At 61.9% G+C, this 26,657-nt stretch carries 23 protein-coding genes; 2 read left to right on the forward strand and 21 right to left on the reverse strand.

Going from position 1 to position 26,657, the window contains the following annotated elements:
• Positions 1–2: 2 nt before the first annotated feature.
• The 21 genes from A6A05_RS05255 to gmd all read right to left on the reverse strand — a co-directional run bounded on the left by A6A05_RS05255 (position 3) and on the right by gmd (position 23,708).
• Positions 3–1,169 carry an N-acetyl sugar amidotransferase gene (locus A6A05_RS05255; protein ID WP_068498173.1) on the reverse strand — a complete coding sequence of 389 codons (1,167 nt, stop codon included), beginning with the start codon at positions 1,167–1,169 and terminating at the stop codon, positions 3–5.
• Positions 1,166–1,939, reverse strand: a complete 774-nt coding sequence (locus A6A05_RS05260; protein WP_068498317.1) for an AglZ/HisF2 family acetamidino modification protein — start codon at positions 1,937–1,939, stop codon at positions 1,166–1,168. Before A6A05_RS05260 ends, A6A05_RS05255 begins: the two co-directional genes overlap by 4 nt.
• The gene (gene hisH, locus A6A05_RS05265) at positions 1,936–2,550 is read right to left on the reverse strand and encodes an imidazole glycerol phosphate synthase subunit HisH (RefSeq protein ID WP_068498175.1); all 615 of its coding nucleotides are present in this window, start codon (positions 2,548–2,550) and stop codon (positions 1,936–1,938) included. Before hisH ends, A6A05_RS05260 begins: the two co-directional genes overlap by 4 nt.
• On the reverse strand, positions 2,550–3,605 hold the full coding sequence (locus A6A05_RS05270; protein WP_082910716.1) for a sulfotransferase: 1,056 nt from the start codon (positions 3,603–3,605) through the stop codon (positions 2,550–2,552). The genes hisH and A6A05_RS05270 overlap by 1 nt, the downstream gene beginning before the upstream one ends.
• A complete protein-coding gene (locus A6A05_RS05275; protein ID WP_172822197.1) occupies positions 3,602–4,297 on the reverse strand; it encodes an LbetaH domain-containing protein in 696 nt (231 codons plus the stop codon). The genes A6A05_RS05270 and A6A05_RS05275 overlap by 4 nt, the downstream gene beginning before the upstream one ends.
• Positions 4,294–4,599: a hypothetical protein gene (locus A6A05_RS05280; RefSeq protein ID WP_068498182.1), complete on the reverse strand. Its 306-nt coding sequence runs from the start codon at positions 4,597–4,599 to the stop codon at positions 4,294–4,296. Before A6A05_RS05280 ends, A6A05_RS05275 begins: the two co-directional genes overlap by 4 nt.
• Complete coding sequence (locus A6A05_RS05285) at positions 4,599–6,077, reverse strand: AMP-binding protein (protein WP_068498184.1); 1,479 nt, start codon at positions 6,075–6,077, stop codon at positions 4,599–4,601. The genes A6A05_RS05280 and A6A05_RS05285 overlap by 1 nt, the downstream gene beginning before the upstream one ends.
• A gap of 14 nt (positions 6,078–6,091) precedes the next feature.
• Positions 6,092–6,829: a C45 family peptidase gene (locus A6A05_RS21240; RefSeq protein WP_216635754.1), complete on the reverse strand. Its 738-nt coding sequence runs from the start codon at positions 6,827–6,829 to the stop codon at positions 6,092–6,094.
• Positions 6,829–8,031, reverse strand: a complete 1,203-nt coding sequence (locus A6A05_RS05295; protein WP_068498188.1) for a hypothetical protein — start codon at positions 8,029–8,031, stop codon at positions 6,829–6,831. Before A6A05_RS05295 ends, A6A05_RS21240 begins: the two co-directional genes overlap by 1 nt.
• A 1-nt stretch (position 8,032) precedes the next feature.
• On the reverse strand, positions 8,033–9,784 hold the full coding sequence (locus tag A6A05_RS05300) for a B12-binding domain-containing radical SAM protein (RefSeq protein ID WP_068498190.1): 1,752 nt from the start codon (positions 9,782–9,784) through the stop codon (positions 8,033–8,035).
• Between the two features lie 104 nt (positions 9,785–9,888).
• Positions 9,889–10,653 (reverse strand): class I SAM-dependent methyltransferase, encoded by a 765-nt coding sequence (locus A6A05_RS05305; protein ID WP_172822198.1) that lies wholly within the window; start codon positions 10,651–10,653, stop codon positions 9,889–9,891.
• 5 nt (positions 10,654–10,658) lie between these two features.
• A complete protein-coding gene (asnB, locus tag A6A05_RS05310; RefSeq protein WP_068498194.1) occupies positions 10,659–12,584 on the reverse strand; it encodes an asparagine synthase (glutamine-hydrolyzing) in 1,926 nt (641 codons plus the stop codon).
• A 2-nt stretch (positions 12,585–12,586) separates the two neighbouring features.
• Complete coding sequence (locus tag A6A05_RS05315) at positions 12,587–13,738, reverse strand: DegT/DnrJ/EryC1/StrS family aminotransferase (RefSeq protein ID WP_068498196.1); 1,152 nt, start codon at positions 13,736–13,738, stop codon at positions 12,587–12,589.
• Positions 13,735–15,333, reverse strand: coding sequence for a hypothetical protein (locus A6A05_RS05320; protein ID WP_068498198.1), 1,599 nt, complete (start codon positions 15,331–15,333; stop codon positions 13,735–13,737). Before A6A05_RS05320 ends, A6A05_RS05315 begins: the two co-directional genes overlap by 4 nt.
• Positions 15,334–15,351: 18 nt before the next feature.
• Positions 15,352–16,893 (reverse strand): MBOAT family O-acyltransferase, encoded by a 1,542-nt coding sequence (locus A6A05_RS05325; RefSeq protein ID WP_068498200.1) that lies wholly within the window; start codon positions 16,891–16,893, stop codon positions 15,352–15,354.
• A gap of 11 nt (positions 16,894–16,904) precedes the next feature.
• The gene (locus tag A6A05_RS05330) at positions 16,905–17,381 is read right to left on the reverse strand and encodes a hypothetical protein (RefSeq protein ID WP_068498203.1); all 477 of its coding nucleotides are present in this window, start codon (positions 17,379–17,381) and stop codon (positions 16,905–16,907) included.
• A 10-nt stretch (positions 17,382–17,391) separates the two neighbouring features.
• Positions 17,392–18,813, reverse strand: coding sequence for a glycosyltransferase family 4 protein (locus A6A05_RS05335; protein ID WP_068498204.1), 1,422 nt, complete (start codon positions 18,811–18,813; stop codon positions 17,392–17,394).
• A gap of 13 nt (positions 18,814–18,826) precedes the next feature.
• Complete coding sequence (locus A6A05_RS05340) at positions 18,827–19,828, reverse strand: NAD-dependent epimerase/dehydratase family protein (protein ID WP_068498206.1); 1,002 nt, start codon at positions 19,826–19,828, stop codon at positions 18,827–18,829.
• Between the two features lie 135 nt (positions 19,829–19,963).
• The gene (locus tag A6A05_RS05345; protein WP_156520917.1) at positions 19,964–20,377 is read right to left on the reverse strand and encodes a hypothetical protein; all 414 of its coding nucleotides are present in this window, start codon (positions 20,375–20,377) and stop codon (positions 19,964–19,966) included.
• Positions 20,367–22,541: a hypothetical protein gene (locus tag A6A05_RS05350; protein ID WP_156520918.1), complete on the reverse strand. Its 2,175-nt coding sequence runs from the start codon at positions 22,539–22,541 to the stop codon at positions 20,367–20,369. Before A6A05_RS05350 ends, A6A05_RS05345 begins: the two co-directional genes overlap by 11 nt.
• A gap of 123 nt (positions 22,542–22,664) precedes the next feature.
• The gene (gmd, locus tag A6A05_RS05355) at positions 22,665–23,708 is read right to left on the reverse strand and encodes a GDP-mannose 4,6-dehydratase (protein ID WP_068498211.1); all 1,044 of its coding nucleotides are present in this window, start codon (positions 23,706–23,708) and stop codon (positions 22,665–22,667) included.
• Between the two features lie 191 nt (positions 23,709–23,899).
• Between gmd and A6A05_RS05360 the strand changes: the two genes are divergently transcribed.
• Together A6A05_RS05360 and A6A05_RS05365 are read left to right on the forward strand one after the other, a co-directional pair.
• Positions 23,900–24,868 (forward strand): GDP-mannose 4,6-dehydratase, encoded by a 969-nt coding sequence (locus A6A05_RS05360; RefSeq protein ID WP_068498213.1) that lies wholly within the window; start codon positions 23,900–23,902, stop codon positions 24,866–24,868.
• Positions 24,865–26,586, forward strand: a complete 1,722-nt coding sequence (locus A6A05_RS05365; RefSeq protein ID WP_068498214.1) for a glycosyltransferase — start codon at positions 24,865–24,867, stop codon at positions 26,584–26,586. The genes A6A05_RS05360 and A6A05_RS05365 overlap by 4 nt, the downstream gene beginning before the upstream one ends.
• Positions 26,587–26,657: the final 71 nt, after the last annotated feature.

A 26,657-nucleotide genomic window follows, 5' to 3' on the forward strand; every position in this document is an offset into this window, starting at 1 on the left:
ATTCAGGGTTTCGGGGCGGAGAGGGAATCATCGACCCGGGGAAAGCAATACTTGATATAGAAGCTTTGCGGTATCCGGTCGAGACGCAAGAGCAACCAGAACAAGGGGCGAAGGCGCTCGAAGCTGCGCTTGTAGGTGGCGAAGTCGGTATATGGACGATAGGGGCGCGCCATCAGGGTCTGAAGAGTTTCGTCGTCGAAGCCCAGGCGCTTCTTGACCAGTTCGACGATTGACGTGTCGTGCTCGGCCGGCAGGGCCAGGAGACGCAGCCCTTCCTCTCGGCTCATTTGGCCTGAGCGCACCATGGCGGCGTAGCCGAGGATGCGGGTGTCTTCTCCCTTTGCCTGAGTGACATAGGAATGCTTGAAGGCCGCCATGCGATTTTCCAGATGGTGGCCGCCGTACCATTGCCAGCCCAGATTGCTGGACAGGAACGCCTTGGCCTCTTCCTTGTCATACTTCATGTAGTAAAGGGGCCGAAGCCGCTTGATATTTCGCAGGCCCGTCCAGCGGATGAATTGCCACAAACTCATATTTGGGAAAGTCTTCAGATGCTTGAGTTTGCCAAAGGTTTGATGGACGCTTTCGATATACTTACCGTCGAAATAGGACCAGCCTAGCGGTGCGAAGCCTTCGGTACGGAACGAATGGCCCTCAATGATGAACTTCACGCCATGCTTTTCGGCTTGACGGTATAGCGTCGCCACAAAGGCGATGTCCGATGCGCAGTCGAGTTCACGTACGCCGGACAGCAGGAAGGCGCGGTAAAGGTCGTCGGCCTCGTGGTTGTCCATGACATGGGTGAACAGCGGCACCTTGAGCGCCGAGGTGACATTGAAGATGTTCTGGGTGGCTGTCGGTGAATTCCAAGTGTTATCATAATGTACCGCCAGGGGTCGAAGTCCATACTGGACAAGACGATAAAGCAAATAGCTGGAATCGCAGCCGCCACTCACCCCAACAATACAATCATATTTTTTGCCCTGTCCGGCTTTTTTCATCTGGAGCACCATGCGCTCCAAGATTGCTTCGCCTCTGGAATCGTTTGGGTACTGTTCCTCCATCCGTTCCAAAATTCGGCAATAGTTGCAGACACCCTCGCCGTCAAATTCAATGGCCGGGAAGGTCTCGTCGTAAAGGCAGCGTCGGCAGTTCAGCAGATTGCTCATCGTGGATTTCCCGAAAACAAATCATCAAGCTCGGCACGACTTGGCAGGTTGATCAATACGCCGCGTTCGGGTCCTTGGAAGACGAACAAACTGCCTGCGGCGGCGGCGGCGGCGGCCGCTTCCAGAACTGGCCGCGCGAGGTCGGCCCGACAGCCCGCTCCGCCGCAAGCGATCACCGGCACCGAGACCGCAGCGGTCACCTGGCGGATCAGGTCGAGATCGTACCCGGACATGGTGCCATCGCGGTCGATTGAGGTCAGCAAGATTTCGCCGGCACCGGCTTCGGCCATGGCCGCCGCATGCTTGACCGGGTCAATGCCAAGATCGGTGCGCCCGCCATTCGCCATAGCCCGGTAGCCGCGCATCCAGCGTCGCCGGACATCGATTGCGACGACAATCGCTTGGCTACCGAAGATGTCCGCGGCTTCGCGCACCAGACGGGGGTTGCGCGCCGCTTCGGTGTTGATGACCACCTTCTCGGCGCCGATGAACAGCAGCCGGCGGATGTCCTCGATGGAGCGGATGCCCCCGCCAACCGCCAGGGGGCCGGTGCATTCGTTGGCGATGCGTTCCACCAGGGCGAAATCAGGACCTCGGCGCTCAGGTGTGGCGGTGATATCAAGCAGGACGAGTTCATCGACTTCCAACAGATTGAAGATGCTGATGACGTTAACGGGGTCGCCCACATAGGTCGGCTTGCCGAAGCCTATCGTCTTCACCAGGCCGCCGTTTCGCAGCAGCAGGCAGGGTATTACCCGGGCACGGGTCATCGACGCCATTCCAGGAAATTGCGGAAGATCTGCGCCCCGTCCTGATGGCTCTTCTCGGGATGGAACTGAACGCCGGCCACCGAACCCTTCTCGACAGCCGAAGCGAAATTGTCGCCGTACCAGGTGCTTCCAGCGACATCGCCGTCAGGCACGCCGGTCGCTCGGAAAGAGTGGACGAAATAGTAGCGGGCGTCGGCACGCATGCCGGTGAACAGCCGGCTGGATGGCGACGGTGTCACGGTGTTCCAGCCCATGTGAGGAACCGGCCGGCCAGCCTGGGGCTGAAATCGGTCCAGGCGGCCGCTGATCCAGGCCAACCCGGGCAGGTGGCCCTCGTCGCTTCGTTCCAGCAGCAATTGCATGCCCAGGCAGATGCCCAGCAATGGTACGCCGTCGCCCAGAGCACGTTGACGCAGGAGTTCGTCGAGGCCGCTGGCGCGCAAACGGTCCATGGCGGCGTCGAACGAACCCACGCCGGGAAGAAGCAGACGAGGCGCCTGAGCAATCACCTTTGGGTCGAAGGTGATGGTTGACTGGGCGTGGTGACGCCACAGGGCGGCCTGGACGGAACCGAGATTGCCAAGACCCAGGTTGACGATGGCGGCGTCCATCAGTCCGGATCGATGCAGGCGGTTTCGGGACAGCTTTGGTAGGCGGCAAAGAGCCGACTAAGGTCGATCCAGCGTGGATCGGACCGATCGGGGCGTCGTGGCTCGAAGCTCGGGGGGATTGGACGGTCCGGCTGGGCTTCCAGTTCGATACCCAGCGCGGCGGCGGCGGCGGCGATCGTGTTCAAGGTGGCTGGCAAGTCGCGGCAGGCGTTCTCGTAGTTCAGGTGCACGACCCGCTCGGGCGCAACCTTGGCCAAGCCGGCATCAATGCGGCGGCGCAGGTGGTGGATTTGCCCTGCCACCTGGACCTCGGGACGGCGGCCCTCCAGCGCGGTTCGCTCGGGCGGGCTCGATCCCCACCAGACCTGCTCCGACCCGTAACGCTCCCGCCGGATCTTCAGCATGGACAGTGCGAGGTCGCAGGGGTCGCGCCGCATGTCGATGAACAGCGCTCGCGAAAACAGTGTCGCGAAGAAGTCGGCGTTGATGGTGAAAATGATCCCGCGAAACAGCAGCGGGGCCCGCCCGCCTACCGTCCACATGGCGGCCAGTTCGTCGAGCAGGCGGCCGGTGTCGGCCCGGCGCATGGCCTCGTCCGTAAGAAAGGCGTTCTCACCGAAAGGGAAAAATCTTTCCCAGAAATAGGCGAAATCGTGGGGACCGAAGATATCCTTGGAGATACCGGCCACGCTTTCGTAGCCAACGGAGCCGGCGCCCACCTGGTCGCGCATTGACCTCGAGGCGGCGATGCCGAAATGGGGAGCCCCCCACATCCGCGCGGCGATGTTGTCGGGATAGGTCAGCCGAAAGGCGTTGGCCAGCAGTTGAAGCATCATCGTCGTGCCCGACCGGGGCGTCCCACAAACCAGCAGCATGGGGACGCCGTCCGGCCGCGGCCGGCACAGTTCCTCGGGGACCGGACGCTCAGCCAGGGCGGCGTTGGTGGCCAGCAACTGCGACAGGACGAAAGGATCTGGCCGCCATCGATCCGATCGGCGGGCATGTTCGTCCCAGTTTGGCGCGACCGGCGCGGCCAGGTCGTTAGCTGTTGTCATCGGGTGAACTCTTCCCAATTGGCGATGATGCCGTCGGGCACCTCCTGTCGCGACAAGATACGCGGTGGATCGCCGAACTGGAAGGTTCCGGATGCCACGTTGCGCAGGACCAGGGATCGCATTCCCACCATGGCACCGGGGCCGATGGTCACGGCCTCGGCGATGGCGCTGGCGCTGCCGATGAAGCTGTACGAACCGATCCGCACGCCCGAATTGGTGGTGACCTGCGAGGTGATCAAGGCGCCGTCGCCGACCCGCGAATCCGCGCCGATCACGCTGTTCCACAAAACGATCACCCAGCGGCCCAGTCGAACGCCATTGGCGATGACGGCGCCGAAATGAATGATGGACCCGGCGCCGATGCTGGCGCTGGCGTAGACCTTTGCACCGGGATGGATCAAGGTGGCATAGCGGTCGTCGGGCAGATCGAGGCGGCACAGGATGGAGTGACGTGCGAGCCGGGTCGAATGCGAGCCGATAGCAAAGACGAAGCGGGCGTCGGGGTGTTCCGCGACCCGCTCCAATGGCCCCAACACCGGCAGGCCGGCGATGGTGGTGCCGGCGAGGTCGGGATTGTCGTCGAGAATCCCGCGCGGCGCCCAGGATCCCCCCGCCTGATTGATATCGACCAGCACGTCGATCAGTTCCGGGACTGCGGTGGCGCCCAGGAAAATCAGGGGGCCGCCGGTCACGATGGTGGCTCCGTGGTGATGCGGGTCGCGATCCATGCGGTCAGCGAACCGAGGGTGGCCAGGGGATTTTCGGTTCCGAACGCATCCGGGTCGGTCGCGATGACGACAATTCGGCCTGTCCGGCGTTGCACCGCCGATTCCACCGCGCCGATCAGCATGACCAGGCCCAGCGAGTCGATCGTTCGCCCACTTCCGGTCAGAACGGTCTCGGGAGCGTCGACTAAGCGCATGCCAGGTGGAAGGGTGGCGTTTATCTCGGCGACCGCTTCGGTGATGGCGCCTTGTGCGAGCGTGGACGGCATCAAGGGTTCTCCTGGCCCTGTCGGTAGATGCGCTGGACGGCGGGGCGATCGATCTTGCCGCTCTTGTTGAGCGGCAGGTCGGTGACCTTGATCAGGGCGCTCGGCACCATGTAAGGCGGCAGGCGGGTGGCCAGTTGGGCTCGCGCATGGTCGAGATCCAGATCGGCCTCGCACTGGATCGCCGCCATCAGGAAGTCGCGACCACCGATGGATTCGACGAAGCATACCGCTTCGGTCAATCCAGGCAGGGTGCGCAGATTGGCCTCGATGTCCATCAATTCGATCCGGTAGCCGTTCAGCTTGATCTGCCAGTCCAGGCGGCCCTTACAGAAGGTCAGGCCATCGCGCTCGACCACGCGGTCGCCGGTTCGGTACCAGCGCACGTCATCATGCTCGATGAATCGCTCGGAGCCGATGCCGCCAAGATATCCCGGAGTAACCTGGACGCCACCGATCAGAAGCTCGCCGGCCTCGACCCGCGCCAGGGTGGCCGGAAGCGGCGTGCCGATAGGCGCGAAGCCGATATCCGAAAAGCGTTCGATATCTTCCACCGAACACGGATGCCAGAAATTCTCGACGCCGGTTTCGGTCAGACCGTACCAGTTGGACACATGAGCGACGGCCATGTCGTCCAGGCAGAAACGCAGCAGGTCCAGGCGGAATGGTTCGCCGCACATGAACAGGACGCGGACAGACGAGGGAATGGGCCGGCCGTGGCCAACGGCGCGCAGCCGGGCCAGGATTGACGGGACCGAGGCAAGAACGGTGACGCCGTGGGTTCGCAAGTGGGCCAGCGGCAGCAATCGCTCGGCCTCGGTCAGGGCCGGCGCGAACGTTCCCTGCGCCAGCGGGCAGCAGAACAAATAGAAAATCGAGATGTCGAACCCGAAATCATGATAGTCGGAAAACACATCGCCTTGTCGTAGCGGCAGAACCTGCATGGCATGGCGCACGAAGGGCTGGAAATTGGCATGTGTCATCGGTACGCCTTTGGGCAGCCCGGTCGAGCCCGAGGTGAACATGACATAGGCCTCGGCGTCGTCATCGAAGCCATCGACCTCGAAATCAGTCTCGGCCTGGGCGTCGTAGGCCTCGGGCAAGGACAGAACGCGCACATCGCCGGCCTGCGCCCAACGTGTCAGCTGGTCCGGTAGCGGCCGGTCGGTCAGGATCACCCCCGGCGTGGCCAGTTCCAACATCTGCAGCGTCCGCTCGGCGGGAAACTCCGGGTTCAGGGGCACCCAGCTGTTCTTCGACAGAAGAATTGCGTAGATCGCCGCGTAGGCGGGCAAGGACTTGCCGGAAAAGACAGCCACCCGGATCCCTTGGGTCCCGGACAGGCAGGTGTTGATACGGCGCATGACGGCGCCCAACTCGGCATAGGAACGGTTGACATCGCCGTGAATCCAGCATGGCCCTTCAGCCGCCTGAAGGGCGGTGAGCAGGTCGCGATAGAACACCGTCGATTCCGATGGCATTGGAACCATTCCGGTTAAGCCAGGGAATAGGCGCGATAAGGCGCGTCCACCCCATCGGCATGGTGGATGGTGCGTGTCCGAAGATCGATAATCGCCGACGATATCGTCGAGAACGCGCCAGTGCGCCAGATGCGTTCGCGCCGTGCGTCCTGGGGCCGCAGCGCCGCCTGGACCATGTCCAGGTCGTTGATGAGCGGCAACTGTTCGCGGGCGTAGTCGAGACGGTCGAAGCTGCTGGGATAGTCGGCGTGACATTTGGCGCCGTGGTCGAGCGCGACGAAATGATTGGTGACTGCGTCGCGCACCGCCAGCGACCGGCGATGGGTCGCAGTCTTGTGCGTCTCGATCACAAAGGCCTGATCTTTGTCCATCAAGATAAGGTTGTAGCCCATCCAGGTCGGCTCGGCGGCGTGTGCCAGGACAGAAGCCGCCGCCTCGGCCGAGGCCAGGTCGGCGAAGCTCCCGGACAGGAAGCCGGTCGGGCTGATCAGGCCCCGGCGTTCCTCCGCCATCACTGCCCTGGACAGGTCGGACTTTCCGTCTTCGACAGCGCGCGTCCACTCGGGCGAATTGACGGCGGTGCTGACGAAGGCGACGCCGTGGCGGTTGACCGCCGCGCTGAAGTAGGTCAGGCCCCTGGAGCGGATGGCGACCAAGTCGGCGGTCCGCACGATGTCTTCGACCTCGGGGATTTCCTTGTCGCGGTTCTTTGTAAGGAGGCCAAGGTCACGCAGCACCAGCACAGTACACATCAGCGACACCTCAGTTCGACTTCGCCTGGAAACGGTGCGGGTTGGGTGGCGTTCAAATATTCGCGGATTCGGTTGGCGAGATAGCAAAATTCCATGTAGGGCGAAACGTTGCCGCGATAGCGCAAGATCGACAGCCGGTTCAAGTCGAGCAGGATTTCGGCGTCGCGTTCCACCAGCACGCCGAAGAACACGAAGGGCACGAACCGTCGCGCGGTTTCTGAATACAGCGAGCTTTTCATCATCTTTTGCGCCACCAGGCTGGTGCGATAGGCGTAGAGCCAGCGGAAGGCGTTGCAGGTGCCGCTGGTGCCCAGCACGGTCAGGCCCGGCAGCACCGGTGACAGGGGGCGGCCATAATAGCCGGTCACCTGATGGTAGGTGTAGGGCGTGTCGGTGTCGTAGATGGTAACCATCAGCGACCGCGGACGGATGGTGCCGCCGCTGGCTTCGGCGATGCGACGGGTCAGCCGGCGCGACAGCACGGCGGCAATCTCGTTGCAGCGGATGGGGGCCAGCATTAGCCGCCGATGATAGCGTTCGATGCGGGGCTTGCTGATGTCGGCCAGGACCAGACTGGTTTCCAGTTCCGTCTGGGTCAGGTCGTCCAAGCCGGTGAAGCATTGGATGCGCTCGCGCGAGCGCAGAAAGTACTCCCGCCGAATTTCGGCCGGGTACGAGGTGATTTCGTGCGGATCGACCATGACGTCGCCGACCCGGAACACCGCATGGTCCTCGTCCATGGTCAGGTCGAAGGCCTGGGACAGCATCTTCGATCCCAGGACCACCCCGTAGAACACCCCTTCCGAGCGCCAGGCGCTGGTATCCTCCAGGATCGCCGCCTTCACCTGCGGCTCGACCTGATGATGGCGGGCGATGTATTCGCGTACGATGGCTTCTTCCAGGTCCTCGATGCCGTTCAGCACCAAGGGGTCGGTCAGTTCGGCTCCGACGGTCAGCGAGCTGACGGACGTTCCCTGGAACAGCGAGTCGCCGTCCGGCTCGCCGTACCAAGCCTTCAACTCTTCGGTTCTGATCAGATCAGCGAGGATGGCGCGGGCCTGGGTCCATTGCTCGGCGTTTAGAGAATCAAGCCAAGCGCGCCCCGATTCGACGCCGGCCTGCAGGTCGGCATACCAATCGGCTTGATTTGTTTCTGTGCTGATGTCTTGCAGTTCACGAAGATAGTCGGCCAGCGAGATCATGTCACACCTGCTCGATCCGTCTGGTTTCGTAGTCGCGCCGCCGCAGGACCGCCTGGGCCAGCAGTGCCATGTCCTCCTTGGTGCGAAAGTGCTCGCGCTTGAGCGGCTCAGGCAGCGTCGCCACGTCGATCTCGGCCTTGCTTTCGAACGTCTTCACATAGGCCTCGGTGTTGAGGAGCATGTCTCGGATGTTGTCCTCGCCATAGCGCTCGACGAAATGCCGGCCCCAGGCGTTGCCGTACTTGTCGCAGAACATGGACCGGATCTGATCGGGGAACAGCGTGACGAAACCGATATCGGGTCGGCTGCGGACGATTTCGATCATCATTCGATGGGCGGCGGGAACGATGGTTGGCTTCCAGTCCTGGCCATCGACGGTATAGGGCAGACGCACCTGGAAATCCTGGGCCGGGACGCAGTCGAGGCCATAGGGGTTGTCGGGTGAGAAACTGATTTCCATCGGCGACTTTCGCGTCAAGTCGAAGGTGGCGATGGTCAGGGTGTGGATGTGGGGATTCTCGACGATGTAGCGGGTCAGCGCCTGGCGCTGTTCCTCGGTTTCGCCGGGAAAGCCAATCAGGATGAAGCAGAAATTGAGGACGCCCGCCTCGCCCGACAGTCGCAGCACCTCGTCGGTGTGGGACATGTCAGTCTTCTTGTTCATATCCTTGAGAATGGCCGGATCATTGGTTTCCAGGCCCCAATGGATCTTGCGGCATCCGCCGCGGAACAGCTGCTCCATGAAACCGGGTTTCGTGAAAGCCTTCTCGAGTCGGGCGAAGGTCTCCCACTTGATGTCCAGTCCGCGCCGTTCCACCTGCTCAGCGAACTCCAGCAGCAGGGATGGCGAGGAGGTGTCCTCCATGAACTTGAAGTATGTCGCCGCATGGCCGTGACGGGCGAGGGTCTGGTTCTGGATGTCGGCAATTTCGTCCAGCAGCTTTTCGACCTCGCGCACGCGGTAGCGGTTCGAGCCGAATGGAATGGCGCAGAAGGCGCAGTTGGCGTAGCAGCCGCGCGTCGTCTGAAGCGGAACCAGGAATTCGGGGAACAGGTACTGGCCGAAATCGATATCCGAGAAGTCCGCCTTGGGGATGTCGGTGGGGGCTAGCGAGGCCCCTGTCCGCGAGACCGATTCCACCGAACGGGTCGAGGCCTCGATCACGTTGGTCAGGTCCGCCGCCCCGTCGCCCCGTAACACCTTGCGATGGATGGCCAGCAGCGGCAATTCCCCGTCCCACAGGGCCAGATAGTCGTAGTAGCGGGCCAGCTCGGCGCTTTCCACCATGCTGTCGTAGCAGCGGGTGATGATCTGGCCGCCCAGCACGATCACCGCCGACGGCATTAGCCGCCGCAGCACTGCGGCCAGCGTGAAAGAGGGAACGATCTGGTCCTGGAAGGTGACGGCGATTCCGACGATGCGCGGTTGGGCCGGCAAGACCTCGGCCCGGACCAGATCCTCGAAGAAGGTGATGAACGGATTGGCGTCACGATCCTCCAGGCTGGCAAGGACGCCGCCGAAGTGAAGCCGGTTCCACTTCATCGCCAGCGACCGCAGGCCCACATGCAGCCCGTCGAAGGCGCGCGACTTCTCCAGCAGAGCCCGCTCCAGGTCGTTGTAGTAACTCAGGATGGTGATGGGGTTCTCGTCACATTCCTGGCGGGTCAGGCGGGGCTGGCCGGGGCCGAGAAATCGATGGAAAAACTGGATGTTGGCGTCGATGACACGGGCAGAGAATCCGTGCGCGGCCAAATGCCCCTTGAGCAGGGGGAGATTGAGCTGGGGGTGGAGGGGGCTTGACAACGGGGGGTTGATCAAAACCGAGTCATGCAGGTCAGGGGCCGCCGCGCCCATGTTTAAATGGCCTCGAAGACATAAACGAAGACACCGCCGACATCGTCGGACTCTAGCGGCCCGATCTTGATCTTGCTGTCCAGGCGGAACCCATCGGCCAGCATTTCCGCCTCGAACAGGGCCTCATGACGCTTGAAGTCACCGATGCGGTACAAACCGGAGCGCAGGGCGCTGATCTCGATTTGGGCGACCTCGAAATGTTCGTTGCGCAGGGCGTGGTCGACGATGAAGCCGTGATAAGTGTAAAGCGCCCGCCGCCATTGGTCCTCGGTCTCGTAATGGGGCAGGAATTCGCCGCCCATCACATAATGCCCGCCGGCCTTCAGGTTCTTGCGGATGTTTCTGACCAGGGCGCCGGCCAAGGAGCTCGGGATGTGGTCGTGGGCGAACACCGACAAAGCGAGATCGTAGGCTCCGACTTCGCCGTGGGTCAGGGCATCGTCGCAAAAGACGCGGACATGGTGGCCGCCCTTCGCCTGCATGTGGTCTTCAAGAATGCGGCAGCATTCCTGGTCCAAATCGACGGCATCCACCGAAAGGTTCGGATAGCGCAGCAACTCCTCGGTTGCCAGGCCGGTGCCGGCACCAAACTCCCACGCACGAGCCTGTCGCCGCTCGAGGCCAAGACGGACGAGAACGTCGTGAATCGCGTCGGTCATCTCCACATAGAACGGATGAGTCCGCTCTACCGCATGGTAGATGTCCAGATCGATATAGCGCGACATCTCGATCTTGGTGGCGTTACCCTTAAAAAGGTCTTGGCTCATGGTCATCATCGGTTCGGGGTGGTGGGGCGATGGTATGCACCGGCCGAATGGCCGCCGCCAAGAAAAATCTGACACCAGAATTCCAAGCTAAGCAGCGACCAGATCAGCAGCCGACGGTTGATGCGCCCATGGAGGTGATCCAAGATCAGCTCCTGGACGCTGCCACGGTCCAGGTAGTCGTAGATCATGGCGTTGCCTTGGATCAAGGTTTCTTTGACGAAATCGATGCTCTCGCCCTTGAACCAGCTGGCGTCTGGCCCCGAGAAGCCCTGTTTGTTCGCGGAAGTGACCGATTCCGGCACATAACGCGACATGGCCTTGCGCAACAGCAGTTTGCCATCCTGGGTGCGGCTGAAATACCGTTCCGACTTGTTGCCGCTCTCGTTCTCGTTGAAGCCGACGACTTGGCCCAATTGGCCAAGCTTCATCCCGACGGGCAGGCGGGTGGCGAAGTCCACCAAGTCATTGTCGAGGAACGGGACGCGAATCTCGACGCCGTGTGCCATGCTGAGCTTGTCCTCGACGGTCAGCAGGCCGTGAAGGAAAGTCTTCGCCTCGAAATACAAGGAATAGTTCACATAATCTTCAGGTCGGCTGAGTCTGCTGGTCTCGGGTCCGAATACATTGCGGAACAGGCTTCTGGTGAAGTCACGATTGACGGATGGCCAAGACGGCGCCATGACGGCGCCCAGCAAGCCGTCAGGGATGAGCCTCTGCCAGTAGCGATAATAGTTCTCGACGTAATCCTCGAAGTCGCTGTTGACGACGGCTCTGTAATAGCGCCAGGGGTATCCGCCGAACAGCTCGTCTCCGCCGGTTCCAGCCAGAACAACCTTGTTGAAGGCAGAGGCCAGCCGCGCGGCGTAGAAATTGGGGTAGCTCTGGCCGACGCGAGGCTCCTCAAGATGCCAGATCAACCGGGGCAGCACCCGTTCCATGTCGCCGGCCTTGAGTACCATCTCGTAATGCTCGGTCTTGAACAGGTACGACATGTACTCGGCGGCCTGTCGTTCATCGAAGCTAAGCTCGATGCCCGAGGCCGAACGCAGGTCGAAGCCAATGGTGAACGTGCGCATTCCCTGAGCGTGGCGTGTCGCCAAGGCGGTGATCGAGCCGGTATCCATGCCGCCGCTCAGGAAGCTCCCCACTTCGACGTCGGATACCATCTGCCGTTGGACCGCTTGGCGGAAGAGCATGTCGAATTGGTCGATATAGTCGGCTTCCGACAAGCGGGTGAGCGGCTCCTGAAATTGGAAGTCCCAATACCGTCGCGGCACGACCTCCCCCGACCGTTCAGCGGCGACGATCGCCACGGTCCCGGCGGGCAACATATGGACCCCCTTGAACAGGATGCGGTCCGAGAAGAAATTCTGGAATGTCAGATACTCGGCCAGCGCCTCGACATCCATTTCGGCGCGAAAGGCGGGATGTGGAAGGAATGCCTTCACTTCGGACGCAAACAACAGGGCATTGCCCCTTTTGGTCCAATAGAGAGGCTTTATGCCGTAACGGTCGCGGGCCAGCGTCAGTGTGCCCGTATCCGCATCCCAAAAGGCCAGCGCGAACATGCCGTTGAAGCGTTCGATTGCTGCGGCCTTCCACTGGCGCAAGGCGGCCAGAACGACCTCGGTGTCGCCCGTGCTGACGAAGTGGTGTCCCAGTCCTTCCAGTTCGGCGCGTAGAGCGGTGAAATTATAGATCTCGCCATTGTAGACCAGGCATGATCGCCCGTCCGCACTGGTCATCGGTTGATTCGATCGCTCTGAAAGGTCGATGATCGCCAGACGGCGGTGCCCCAGGCCCAAGGCGCCATCGACATATTGGGCCCCGCCGTCCGGACCTCGATGGGCGATGGTCGCGGTCATCGCGGCAAGCACAGTCCTGTCGGCCGGGGCGCCGTCCAGATTTAAGATGCCGACGATGCCGCACATGGCTAGAGCGCCGCCAAGGCTTCGGTGACGCGCATGAAATCCTGGGCGGTCATGCGATTGTGCAATGGGATCGCCAGAGACCGGGTCGCACAGGCGCTGGCACCGGGGAACTGATTGTCGGTGTAGCCGAACCTTTGCCGGTAATATCCGAGCCTATGGATCGCATGGGTACCTGGTCTGGTCATAATCCCCTGTTCTGCCAGTCGATCCATGATCACGGCCGCAGGTGCCGGAGATCTGGATTCATCCACCAAGGTGACATATGCCTGCCACCCGTGCCGGCAATCGCCCGGAACCCCAGGCAGGGTGAGCCAGTTCATGGCGGACAGATGCTCACCATACCACGCGGCCCACTGGCTGCGCGCCGCAAGCATGGTATCGAGCCGCGCCAATTGGGCCAGTCCCACCGCCCCTTGCAAGTCCGTCATGCGATAGTTGTAGCCGAGAACCGGGAATTCAGGAAGCAGATGAGGGCGTGGTCCGTGGTGGCGTTCCTCCTCGGACTGGGTGGAGCCGTGGTTGCGCAACTGGCGGATGACGGCGGCAAGGTCATCGTCGTCGGTGGTGATCATTCCCCCTTCTCCGGTGGTGATGGTCTTGCGCGGATGGAAGGAAAAGACCCCGACCCGCCCCAGCGATCCAGCCGCACGTCCCCCGCGGGCGGCGCCGGCCGCGCAGGCCGCATCCTCGACGATCTCCACCCGGTCGGGCAAGCAGGCCCGCAGGGCGGCCACGTCCGCGCACAGCCCGAAAAGGTGGACGGCGACCACCGCACGCGTCCGGCCGGTGACCTTTCGGAGGGCGTCGTCGATGTCGATGTTGAAGGTTGCAGGATCGACGTCGCAAAGAATGGGGATGGCCCCACAATACAAGACGGCGTTGGCCGAAGCGATCCAGGTGAAGGACGGGACGATGACTTCATCCCCGGGGCCGATGCCCAGACTTAGCAAGGCAAGGTGAAGTCCGGTGGTGCACGATGTCACGGCGATGGCGTGGGAAACACCGTGGCGGCGTGCGAATCGGCGTTCGAACTCGGCAACCTTCGGACCCTGGGTCAGCCAGCCGCTGTCCAAGACGTCGCGCAGCAGTTCCAGCTCTTCCGACCCGACAACCGGGGTGGCAATTGCGATCGTGGATGTGTCCGTTTGGGTCATGGCACCTTATTCTCGAGGCGGTTGGCCAAGTCACGTTCCAGGCGGTTCAATGACTCTTCGACCTCCGTGATGGCCGCGTTCGAGTGGATGTTGGGGGACGGCCCCAGGTGCCGGGGCTTTGTCAATCGCGTGATCCGCCACAATAGCAGGGCCAGGACGATCAAGGCGGTAGCGCCGACGGCAACGGCGAGGCGCAGGGTGGTCAGTTCGCGGTTCTTGGCGGTCTGGACCCGCTGGTAGACGCGCTGGTCGTAATCGGGCATGCGCGCCAGAAAGTCGGCGTTGGCGGCGGCGCGCTCCGACATCAGGATGGCCGAACGGTCGAGAGGATGGTCCGCCGGTGATCCGGGGGGGGAGGGGCGCGACTCGGTCGGTCCCACCTTTGGGGCGGAGGGAGATGGCGGCGGCGGTTTGGGCAGGCGATCGCCAAGGCCGGCGGCCGTTACGAACTGCCTTCCGGTAAACTGGGTGACAAGGCGCTTGATTTCATCCATTCGCAAAATCGGTCGCAACGTGGGGTCGCTCTCACCGATCTTCTGAAGGATGCGCAGATAGGTGACGTCGGCACCATGGATGTCGTCGAGGAATTCGCACTCGCTGGATCCCAGGGGGCGAGGGTCGTGAAAATCCCACAGCGACGGCACCTCCTTCTTCATCGTCGCACGCCACTCGGCGATATAGGCGAAGCCGGGGTCCTGTTCATAGGCGCGGGCCATGGCGGGCGAAATGGGCGGAATGATGGGAACCACGCGGGTTCCATCCTTCTCGAGGCGCGCGATCATGTCCTTGAGCGCCTCGATATTGCGAGGGTCGATGGATTGGCCCGACCGATAGGCGCCGTGGGGCAGGTTTTTCTTACGGGCCAGGTCGGCGGCGAAATCACAGGCCCGTCCCGGCAGGTCGGTCTTGGCCAGCCATAGGTAATAATAGGAGCCGTCCGAGCCAAAACCCGTGTCGGCCATCGCCGCGCCATAGCCGATGCGGATCAATCCGTCGGCATTGGCGTTCACGCGCCCAAGAAGAACGTCCAGGTAGCGTGATGGTGTCAGAGACCCGGACTTCATCAGGGTCGTCGGCAGCGTCAGTCTGCGGATGGTGTTGGCGGTCGGATCGATTCCCCAGCGCGGGCGATCCTTGGCCGGCTTCTGCGTGGCGATCGGCCCCGCCGACTCGGCCGGGCCGGGGGGGGCGCGCATGAACCACCAGTAATCCAGGAACAACAGCAGATAGCGTGGACGGGCGACGTCGGCCAGGGCCCGCCTCCGCTCCTCGAACATGCCGCGGTCGATATAGCCCGAGTGGCCGAGAGCCCCTCCCAGGCTGAAGAACGAGCGCGAGAACGCATAATCACGCAGATGGAACGAGCGGGATGAGCCGATGACGAAAATCTCTGGATCGAGGGCTCGGATGATTTCGGGTCGTGGGTCATTGATGGTCATGGCGTTGAATACGGTGTTGCCCTTCGCCCAAAGGGCACGGACCGTCTCTTCGCTCATCAATTCGTTGATGCGGGCCATGAACAGCAGGTTCGCTGCGCCAACCGTTGCCAGCAGCACAAGCGGTGCTCCGATGGCGATCCAGAGATAACGGCGCATACTCGTCACGGTGTGGTCCTAGAACTGCCAATAGATGAATTCGGAAGTATTCCCGAAATTGTAGAGTCCGTAGAGCAGGAACACCATCGTGACCACCGCCCAGGCCAGGGTCGGCCGCCACGCCAACGTCAAGCCGGTCCAGCGAAGGATGCTGCGGTCGTCCAGGTCTCCGTAAACGAGGCTGCAGGCGGGGCGATAGCGGCGCAGCCAGGCCTGAGTATTCGGTAGCCCCAGGCAGATGGCAACGCCCATGGCCAGCCAGGCGAAAGTGAGTCCGGTCGGAAAGCCCCGGGCGACCATGTTGCCCTCAGTCCACCGAAATCCCAGCGCCTCGGCCGCCGCGGACAGCGGACCCAATGCCTCGCGGTACGATGCGGGCAGAACCAGGCGGTCCCCCATGCCAATCATGCCTTGCCAGATGTTCAACACAGCATGCAGGCTGTCAGCGCGAAACAAGGTCCATGCGACCATCACGCCGATCATCGATAGCGCCCATCCCGCCCAGGCCGGAATGCGAAGGCGGGTGTCTCCCAGGTCGCGCCAGGCGTGGTTGAGCATCAGCATGACGCCGTGCAGTCCTCCCCACAAAACGAAAGTCCAACTGGCGCCGTGCCATAATCCGCCCAACAGCATCACGGCAGAGACGTTGACATAACGGCGCAAGCGACCATGCCGGTTGCCGCCAAGCGCGACGTAAAGGTAGTCACGAAGAAACCGCGACAGCGAAATATGCCAGCGCCTCCAGAAATCGATGATGCTTGTCGCCTTGTAGGGTGAGTTGAAGTTGACCGGGAGCCGCACGCCGAACATGCGCGCCAAGCCAAGAGCCATATCCGAGTATCCGGAAAAGTCGAAATAGATCTGCAAGGTGTAGGCGATAACCCCCGTCCATGCCTCGACGAGAGAGAGCGGGGTGGATGTGTCGGCGATCTGAAAGACCGGCGACGCGATCGAGGCGAATGTATCGGCCAGCACCTGCTTCTTGAACAGGCCGGCGGCGAACATGGTCATGCCCACGGCCACGTTGGTTGTACCGATGCGAAACGCCCTGCTGTCCTTGAATTGGCCGATCACCTCGGTGAAGCGGACGATCGGACCGGCGATCAGCTGAGGGAAGAAGGCGACATAGAGAAGGTATTCGGCGAAACCGCGTGGCGAGACGTTCTTTCGGTAGACATCGACCAGGAAGCTGATTTGATGGAAGGTGTAGAACGAAATCCCCAACGGAATGACCAACGCCTCGGCTGAAGGAAGGCCGATGGTGGTCGCGAAGAACACCCGATACTTGAAATGGGCCAGGGCCAGAAGGTTGATGGCGATGCCGAAGCCAAGAAGGGCGCGGCTCCGTGTGGTGAACACGGCGTTGCCGACCATGTAGTTGAACAGGACGGAGGCGCCGAGAAGGAGAATATTGTCTGGTTCCCAGAGGTAATAGAACGCGAAGGAAGACGAAACCAGCACCATGAGCGCCGGGACACGACCGAAGCGCCGCACGAGCGCCACCGCCAGCACGGTGGCAGGCAGGAAGCCCAGAAGGAATTCATAGGAGTTGAAAAGCATGGGCGCCTTCGTCAGAAAATGCCTGAACGTCGCCGCCGCGACGGCTGGACGGGTGGAGCCATAAGCTGGTCAAGACGATCGAATTCGCCGTCAAGGTCATGTATGCCCTGGGCATGTGCTCTTGCCCGCAGGTCGGACAAGCGGCGGGTCAGACGCCATCGGCGATGAGCGGTCCTGCCTCGTTCCCACCAGGACAGGGATTGGTGCGGCTGTCCGATCCGCCTTCCCAGCATCCACCACGCCGCCGATCCCAGGCCAAGGATCACGACAAGGCCGCCCACCAGCAGGCGCTGGACCTGAAGCTGTCCTTGGTTGACCTGCTGCAAGCGGGCATACAGCCGCATCTGGTAGTCGGGGATCTCGCGCCGCCACTGCTCGATCTCCTGGGCACGTAGCTCCCGCAACTCCTCGGGGGACCATGTCCTCTGGGCCCAGGCCGAGGTGCTGATCAACAGCGAAAGGAAGACGAGAAGGCGCAGGCGGTGCATGGCGTCAGGATCAGGTCGAAGTGAATGGGGACGGGGGTTCGACGGCAGTGGGACGCGCGGTCGTCCGGCTGGACTCCACATCCTCCAGGACCTCGATGACCTGATCGGTGACGTGTTCGACGTCGTGAGTGCTGGCCACATAGGCAAGCGCAGCCGCCGAGCACGACTCCCACGCCTGGACGTCGGTGGCCAGGTGTCTGATTTGACGGATGAGCGCCTGCAGGTCGTTTCCGGCGCATACCCCGCATCCGTGCTCCGACAACACGCCGTCGGGATCAACCGCCAGCGAGGCCACGGGAGTGCCGGCGCGGAATGCCTCAAGGAACACGTTGGGAAATCCCTCGAATCGAGACGTATTCAGCAGCAGCAGGCTGCGCTCGACCTCGACGGGCACATCGTGCCGTTTCAGGTGCGGGATGATGGTGACGTTGGCGGGCTTGCCTTTGGCCAGCTGCTCCTCGACCTCGGGCCGGTTGGGGTTGACCACCAGCAAGAAATCGAGGTCGGGGCAGGCCCGGGCAACCTCGATGGCCAGAAGAGGTCGCTTGACCATGTCGGCCTTGCCGATCCACAGGATCTGCTTGCGCTCCTGCCGGGCCGGAAGGTCACCTCCGCGAAGGGAAAGGTTGATCGGATTGACGATGACACGCGAGTGTCGGCCAAAATACTCCATGGCCGCCGCCTGCTGCACCTTGTTCTGAACGATGATCCGGTCCGCCGTGGTGATGCAGAAATGGCAATGTCCGGCTCGGCAGCCGTAGTAGTTCCTAATGCTCGAATGTGGAATGTATTGAGGGTCGAAGTCCGAGTCGCTGGCACCGAAAAGAACGAATCGTTTGTCGGTTATCTCACAGAAAGCAGCCAGTTCCGCCATTAATTCGCTTGCGCCGAATCCGACGAAAATATCCGCGTCAATCTGGCGATACGTGCTGATACGCCAGGGGGATTGACAATATGGACTGGCAAGAAAAGCCAGGTGGTTTTCCGTTCTGGCCCACTGTCGATAGAGCCGGATGGCCGTCGGCAGCGCTCTGACACGGTCGATGGCTTCCTGGATCGCCATGATGGCGTGATAGAGAGGCCTCGTCGATTTCCGGTGGGAAAGGGCAATCACCCGGCCATGGCCCTTCCACTGCGGCAGTAACGACCACATCGGCTTCGCGGCGCTCCGTTGCACCCGTTGCCGGGGGTATGAGATCAGCTGAATGCCATCAATCAGTTGCCGTGCCGGCTGCCCGTGGTTGAAGACGACGAATCGCACATCGAAGCCCGGCCGCTTGGCCAGGGTGGTGGCGATCATGTGGGCCTGAACCTCCATGCCACCGAACGGGAAGTTGGTTTCGGGATTGAACAGGGTATAGGAATAGGGCACGACGAAGCAGACTTTCATCCGGGCGGTCTCCGCCCGTTGCGGATCCGGGGCCTGGCGCATGCGTCTGCGGGTCTCATGACTTCATTCCCGCCCGCTCGCGCCGAGCCGCCACGTCCGACTTGTGCGCGGTCCGCCATGCGATCAACCGAGCCAAGCCCTCTTCCAGTGGGATCGCTGCGTTGAAGCCGATTTCGGCTCGGGCTCGCTTGGGGCAGCCGATACGGTTGCGCACCAGGGTCGCCTGGCTGCGTGGCGCGAATTGGACAGGTTGGGTGCAGCCGGTAATCCGGACCAGGATTTCGGCCAACTCCTTGAGGCTGGTTCGAACCCCTGTGCCGACATTGTAAAAGCGGTCGGCTGTATCGGCGCGCATGGCGCAGACATTGGCGGTGGCGCAATCCTCGACCGCGATGAAGTCGAAAGCCTCACTGCCGTCGCCGAATATTGTCGGACCTTCGCCGCGGTCGATGGCGTCGAGCATCTTCATGATCACGGCGATATAGGCGCCGAGATAGTCCTGACGAGGCCCATAAACGTTCATGTAGCGCAATCCGACAGCCGGCAATCCGTAGCGGCTGGCGAAGGCGCGCAGCATGGCTTCGCCGGCGATCTTCGTGGCGCCATAGAAGTTCCGATTCTCAAACGGGTGGTCTTCGTCCATGGGTTCGCGCACGGCGTCTCCGTACACCGACGCCGAGGACGAATAGACCAGGCGTTTGATCCCGGCGGCTACGCAGGCCTCGAGCACGTTGAACGTGCCGCGGATGTTCACGTCGAAGGCCGCGCGGGGAAAGTCATGGCATTGCAACAGCCAAAGGGCAGCAAAATGAAAAACGCCGTCGGCGCCATCGAGTGCGGCCCTCAGGATGTCGGATTGGCAAATGTCGCCGCCGACGTCGAAAATCCGCACCCGGGGATCGCGCAGTGCTTGCGCCAGGTTCTCGGCATGGCCGCGCACGAAATTGTCGAAGATGACGATCTCGCCGACATCCTCACGGACCAGGTGATCGACGGTATGTGATCCGATCAGTCCGGCGCCGCCAATGACGACCAATCGTTTGCCACGAATGTCCATTCTTCCGCCTTCATGTCCCCGTCAGCCGCCAGCGGCAGACGCCTTCGGGACCATCATCCACGAATACCAATCGTGATAAAGCTTCGTCGCCTTCGGAGCAACACGACAGTTTGGGGGGGTGGGATCGACGCCGGCTCATCTCGGCTCTCGGACCGCTTTCAACAAGGCAATCTGACGGGCCTCGATTTCGGCGATCTCGGCCTCGAACGATGGTCTGGCGCTGGCGACGCGCAAGTCGCGCACCCGGCGACGGGCCCGTGCCAGCAGCCACCACACCCCAGCCAGCGCCACCAGGGCCGCTGCCGTCAGAAAGCCGCCGATGCGGCGCTGTTTGACGGTCTTGGTATTGATGGCGGCAACGGTATCGTAAAGTCGGCGCTGGAAATGTGGATTGACCTTCATCCACAATTGGTTGTCATGGGCGCGTTCTCGCATCATTTCTGCGGCTCGGCCGGTGTCGCCGGCGGTCGAACCCGCCTGGCCGCCCGTGACCGGCAGGACCCAAAGCGCCAGGACCAACATCAATCGTGTCAGAGGACTAGACGTCATGGCGTGCCCTCAATGCGGCAAGCTCGCTGGCAAGCCGGGTGGCTTCGGCCTTGAGCGTCGGGTCTGCATGCGATGAGCCGAGATGCGCCTCGATTCTGCTCTTGCGATATTCGGCCCGGAGTATCCGCAGCCGATCGATCCAATCCGGTCGGCGGTCGGCGGCGCCTCCACCCAGGACCCTTAAGTCATGGTTCAGCCGGTTTGCTGACCGCGCCAGGAACAGAACGACCGTCAGCAGCAGGACGCCGAGCCCCCAAAGGACGCGAGTGCTGCCGATAAGGCTGTTGTTGATGGCGTCGGCGCGGGCCTGCAGGCGCATTTCGTAGTCGGGAATGGTGTCCAGCCAGGGGTCGCGGGGGGGCTCGACAGACGCCAGCGCCTGCCCCGCGGCCACTGGCAGCGGGGCTCCGGTCTCATCCACCACGGGGCGCGGCTGGGCCTGGGCCTCGCCACGGGTGATGGCCTGCCACGTCGGGGCAGGCGTGGGCGCGGTGGATACGCGCCGGATGCCGCCGTCCCAATCGGCCACGTTGAACGGGTCGCGGATCCGGCAATGCCCGTCCCTCTCCAGCCAGGCCGGATAGTAGGAGGTGATGAGGTTGAACCCGAGCACCTTATAGTAGGCATCGGGCCGGTAGGTCTGCCCGGTCTCGGCCAGATACTTGGTCAGCATCTCGCCTTCGATGGTGTGCATGGTCCGGGCGGAATTGGGGCCAGTCAGCCTGAACAGCACGATCTGCTTGTCCTGGGCGGTAAAGGTCACGACGATCTGCTCCAGCTCTGGCGTTTCGTCGGTGCGCAACGCGAGTTTTTCCACCTTGAAGGGAAGGTTCGGACCCGACGTCTCAGGACCGAAACGGACCCCGGACCAGGCGAACAATCGCTCCTCGGTCAGTTGGTGCACGTTGTTTTCGGTGTCGTTGCCCCAGACGAACATCGTCAGCCGCGGATAGGGCGAGCGCAGGAAACCATCGATCGTGTCTTCGACGTACGCGAAGCAGCGATCATATTGGAAACCATAATAGGCGTTGAAGCCGAACAGCAGACCGGTATTGAAGTTGCCGGTCAGCATTTTCTCGATGTTGCGGTGGGTGCGCTCGGCGAGGTTGTCGGAGTTTCCTTTCAGCGACACCAGATGGAGCGTCGGATCGAACAGGACGAAGGCGGTGAGCGCCGGGACGACCCAGGGGCAACGGGCGAAGGGCAGGCGTTCTCGCAGGAATGCCACCGCCCCCCGGAACCCATCATAGGTCAGGATCATCAGGAACGGTGCTAGGTAACACAGATACCGAGGGCTGGTGGTCAGGTTGCGCCACAGGTAAACATACATCAGTACGGGCAGTACCCACAAAAGGCGGCGGCCCACCGCCGCCGGCTCATGTCGGACGCGCCATGCTTCAAACAGAATGAACGGTGATACTAAAACTAAGTTGAAGGTAAAGGTCTTGGACCATATGTCGGTGCGCCAATCGGTGAACTCCATGGCTTGGGACAGCGATAGCGTGTTACGAAGCAAGGCGAGCAAGGTGGTGCCGTGGGCCATGAGAACGGCCTGACCGATCACCAAGTAGGATAGGCCGAAAATTAGAGAATCGACGAACCATCGGCGCCAGTCGGGCCGGTCGATCCACAGGATCAAGACGGCGACGGCAGCCAGGGGCAGTGCGTCCATTCGCGCCCGCGCCGCCACGATCAGCAATCCCGCCGCGAGCGGCAGAAATAGACGCCTTTTAACGAGAAAAAAATAGGCGGCAGCGACGAATGGATAGCCCAATGTGGTGTCGCTGGGAAACTGGATGGTGATCAGCCAATATGGAATGGCCAGGGTCAACACCACGAATCCGCCCAGATTCATGGGGCGGAAATGGCGGACAAAGCCATAGGTGAACAAGAACGCCACCGGTGCCATGATAATAATGCTGGCATGCCAGACATCCCATGGCTGCATTTGCAGGCGGTTGGCGAAAAACAAGAGGACGGACTGAACAAAGGCGCGCCGGGTCGTCAAGTCGTTGTCGTAGGAAAGGCCCTCAAGGGTATCCCAGATCAGTCGTGCCTCGTAACCCTCGACCGGGTGAACGTGAAGCAGCGGAGAAAAGCAGTAGAGAATGCCGACGAGAGTCAAGGCCAGGGGCCAGGGGCGCAATGAGAGATGGCTCGACATTATGCTTGCCCCGCATTGCCCGGCTGAGTGGGGTGTTGCCAAAACCGAACCAAGCTGGTCCTCCCGTCTAAACGACCGCCCTTGCAATACCCTGACTTCTAACTCGACGAAAGGTGTGCAGCGCTAGCGGATGCCGTCAGGTCCAAGTTCCGCCGCCATCATCTCGGTGACGAGTTCTTGGAAGCCGATGGTCGATTGCCAGCCCAGAACATTACGGGCCTTGGTGGCGTCACCGATGAGCAGGTCGACCTCGGTCGGGCGGAAATAGCGCGGGTCGATGCGGACGCGCACGGTTCCGGTCGCTTTTTCCAGGCCAAACTCATCGACGCCGTGGCCGCTCCAGACGATTTCGGTGCCCACATGGGCGAAGGCACGCTCGACGAATTCACGGACGCTGTGGCCCTCGCCGGTAGCCAGGACATAATCGTCGGGTGTCGATTGCTGCAAAATCCGCCACATACCCTCGACATAGTCACGGGCATGGCCCCAGTCGCGGATGGCATCCAGATTGCCCAGGTAGAGCACGTCCTGCCGTCCGCCATGAATGGCCGAGACCGCACGTGTTATCTTGCGGGTGACGAAGGTCTCGCCGCGAATCGGGCTCTCGTGGTTGAACAGGATGCCGTTCGACGCGTGGATGCCATAGGCTTCCCGGTAGTTGACGGTGATCCAATAGGCGTAAAGCTTGGCGGCCCCGTAGGGCGAGCGCGGGTAGAACGGCGTGGTTTCCCGTTGCGGCGTTTCGGCCACCTTGCCGAACAGTTCCGATGTCGATGCCTGATAGAAGCGGACATGGCGGGTCATGCCCAGGATGCGGACCGCCTCGAGCAGGCGGAGCGTGCCGAGAGCGTCCGAATTGGCAGTGTATTCCGGGCTTTCAAAGCTGACCTGGACGTGACTTTGTGCTGCCAGGTTGTAGATCTCGGTCGGCTGGGTTTCCTGGATGATTCGAATCAGGCTGGTGGCGTCGGTCAGGTCGCCATAGTGAAGGAAAAGCCGTGTTCCCGCCTCATGCGGGTCATGGTACAGGTGATCGATGCGTCCGGTGTTGAACGATGACGAGCGTCGTTTGATACCATGGACGACATATCCCTTGGCCAGAAGCAATTCGGCCAAATACGCGCCATCTTGGCCGGTGATACCGGTGATCAGAGCAGTTGGGGTCATACCTGCCGACAGTCAGGAGAGATTTCAAGTCAATGGCCGTGTTAGAGAATTTGCCGGGCACTGTCAAGTTGAGGCGGTGGCGACGCGCGCAAACGGTCAGGGGCGGAAGGTATTGTTCCGCTGGCGGCGGAGGTGGTAGGTTGCGCAGCCCTTAGCGGGCTGGCCGGAACCGCTTGCTTGATCGACCGGGAATGAGTACGACGCGTAAGGCGCTAATTGTTGGGGTGAGCGGCCAGGACGGCGGCTATTTGGCCCGCCATCTTCTGAGCCTCGGATACACCGTTGTCGGGACCACGCGCGGCGCGGCCGAAGGCCTACCGGACAATCTGGTCCGCCTTGGCATTGGCTCGCGGGTCTCCATGGTTCGACTTGACCCGCATTCGACCGATCATGTCGTGGCGGTTCTCGACCGGCTGTGCCCCGACGAATTGTACATGCTGTCGGGCCAATCTTCCGTGGGCCGCTCATTCGATGATCCGCTCGGCACGTTCCAAGACAATGCAGGTGCCTGTGTCGCCGTTCTCGAAGCCTTGCGCCGCCATCCCAAGGTTCACGCCTTCTTCGCGGGATCTTCCGAATGCTTCGGGAACACCGATGTTCCGGCCGATTGCCGGACCCGGTTCGCCCCGCTCAGTCCCTATGGAACCAGTAAGTCCTTCGCCTTTTGGCAGGTGGCGACCTACAGGGCGGCGTACGGCCTGCACGTCTCGACCGGGATCTTGTTCAGCCATGAATCCCCGCTTCGCCGCGCGGGGTTCGTGACGCCGCGAATCATTTCAGGGGCCGTGCGCATCGCCGCCGGTGTCGAGGAGCGGCTGACGCTCGGTCCGCTCTATCCCGTAAGGGATTGGGGGTGGGCTCCGGAATTTGTCGAGGCGATGCATCTCATGGTGCGGGCCGAAACGCCTTCGGATCAGATCATCGCCACCGGACGTAGCGTGTCGCTGGAATACTTCGTCGAGCGGGTTTTCGCCGCGGTCGGACTCGATTGGCGCGACCATGTGGACGTGCGCCCCGAACGAGAACGGCACACCAATATCGCCCGCAGTCTGGCCGACGTGACGCAGACCCGTGATCGGCTGGGCTGGGTGGCTTCCATGGATGTCGATGCAGTGGTGGACCGGCTGGTCGAATGTGAACGAAAGGGTGACACGGGATGACCGACTCGCAGGACAAGACTGCTGGCCCGCAGAAGCGCCAGCGAACGCTGGTGTTCACCGCGACATACAATGAGCGCTCGAACATCGATATCCTGCTGCAGCGTATCTTCGCCGCCGGTCCGGAGTTCGACGTCTTGGTGGTGGACGACAATTCCACCGATGGGACCGGGCGCCATCTGGAAGAGTTGGCAAAGGCCGATCCCCGCATACATGTGGTCCATCGCCCGGCCAAGCTTGGCCTGGGAACCGCGCACCAACTGGGCATGGTCTACGCGGTGCAATACAATTACGACCGTCTGGTCACTATGGATGCCGACCTGTCCCACGACCCGGCGTCGATTCCGGCCCTGCTCGAGCAGTTGGAGCAAGGGGCGGATCTGGTGATCGGTTCGCGCTATGCCCCGGGCGGTTCCAGCGATTACGAAGGCTATCGTCGGTTCATCAGTGTGTCCGCCAACACCTTGGCCAGGCTGCTACTGGGTATTCCACTTCACGAGTTCACCACTTCTTTCCGGGCATTCCGTGTCGATATGCTGCGCTCGCGCCGGTGCGCCAAGCTGAAGGCCGGGGGCTATTCATATTTCATGGAGACGGTCTACCGACTGCACCGGGCAGGCTTCCAGGTGGCCGAGGTGCCCATCCAATTCCGTGACCGCCATTCGGGTGTGTCGAAGATTCCGAAGTTCGAGGTCTTCCGCGGCATTGCCAAGCTGATGCATCTGGCCGGGTCTCGCATGATCGGTCGGCCCTCCGTTCCCGCCGTCAACATCGAATCCCGCTGTTCCGGGTGCGGATCGACCTACCTGATGCAGTATCACGCGCCATCGACCGATGGTGATGGCGGTGCCGAGGCCTATCGCTGCTCAAGCATGGGGCATGCCAGCAAACCGCAGGTGGCGCTGTGTCTGCATTGCGGCCTGATGCAGGTCCCGCCCGAGGCGCAGCCCGCCAACCTGGACGATCTCTATGCGGACGTCGAGGACCCGTTGTACCTACAAAACGCCAAGGCGCGCGAGATCACCTTCGAGCGGCTGTTCGACCGCATCGAGCAACATCTGGGCGCGAAGGGGCGGTTGCTGGAGGTTGGTGCCTATTGTGGCTTGTTTTTGGAGGTCGCGGCTCGCCGGGGCTGGTCGGTCGAGGGAATCGAGCCATCCCGGTGGGCGTCGGGCATCGCCGTCCAGCGCACCGGGGCAAAGGTTCACCAGGGAACCGTGGAGACGGCGTGGGAGGCCTTGTCTCCTCCCTACGACGTGGTGGTCGCGTGGGACGTGCTCGAACATTTGCGGGAGCCCTATGCGTTCCTGGCCCAGGCCAACGGACTGCTGAAGGAAAACGGCATCTTGTGCTTTTCCACGCTGGACGCGGCGGCGTTGTTTCCCCAGGTGATGGGGCGGCGCTGGCCCTGGTTGATGGACATGCATCTTTATTATTTCACGCGTCCGTTGCTGCGGCGCTGGCTGTTGCGGGCCGGTTTTGCCGAACTCTTCAACGCGGATTACCGCCACTACACCACCATCCAATATCTGTGGCACAAGATCGTGGCGCTTCTGCCGGGTCCGCTCGGCGCCGTCGTGCGACCGGTGGGGGCCGTTCTGCCGACCCGGTGGGCGGTGCCGATCAGCTTGGGCGACGTAGTGCTGTTCGGCGCCCGCAAGATCGATGCCCCGGCACCGGGGCCGCTGGCCGAAAGCATCTTGAAGGTCGAGGTCAATTGACAGGAGGGGGGGGTAAATACTATACAATTTAAGTCAAGTATTTCCCTTTCGGGTGTAGGGGCATTCATGAC

Source organism: Magnetospirillum moscoviense (genome assembly GCF_001650635.1).
GTDB classification, from domain to species: Bacteria; Pseudomonadota; Alphaproteobacteria; order Rhodospirillales; family Magnetospirillaceae; genus Magnetospirillum; species Magnetospirillum moscoviense.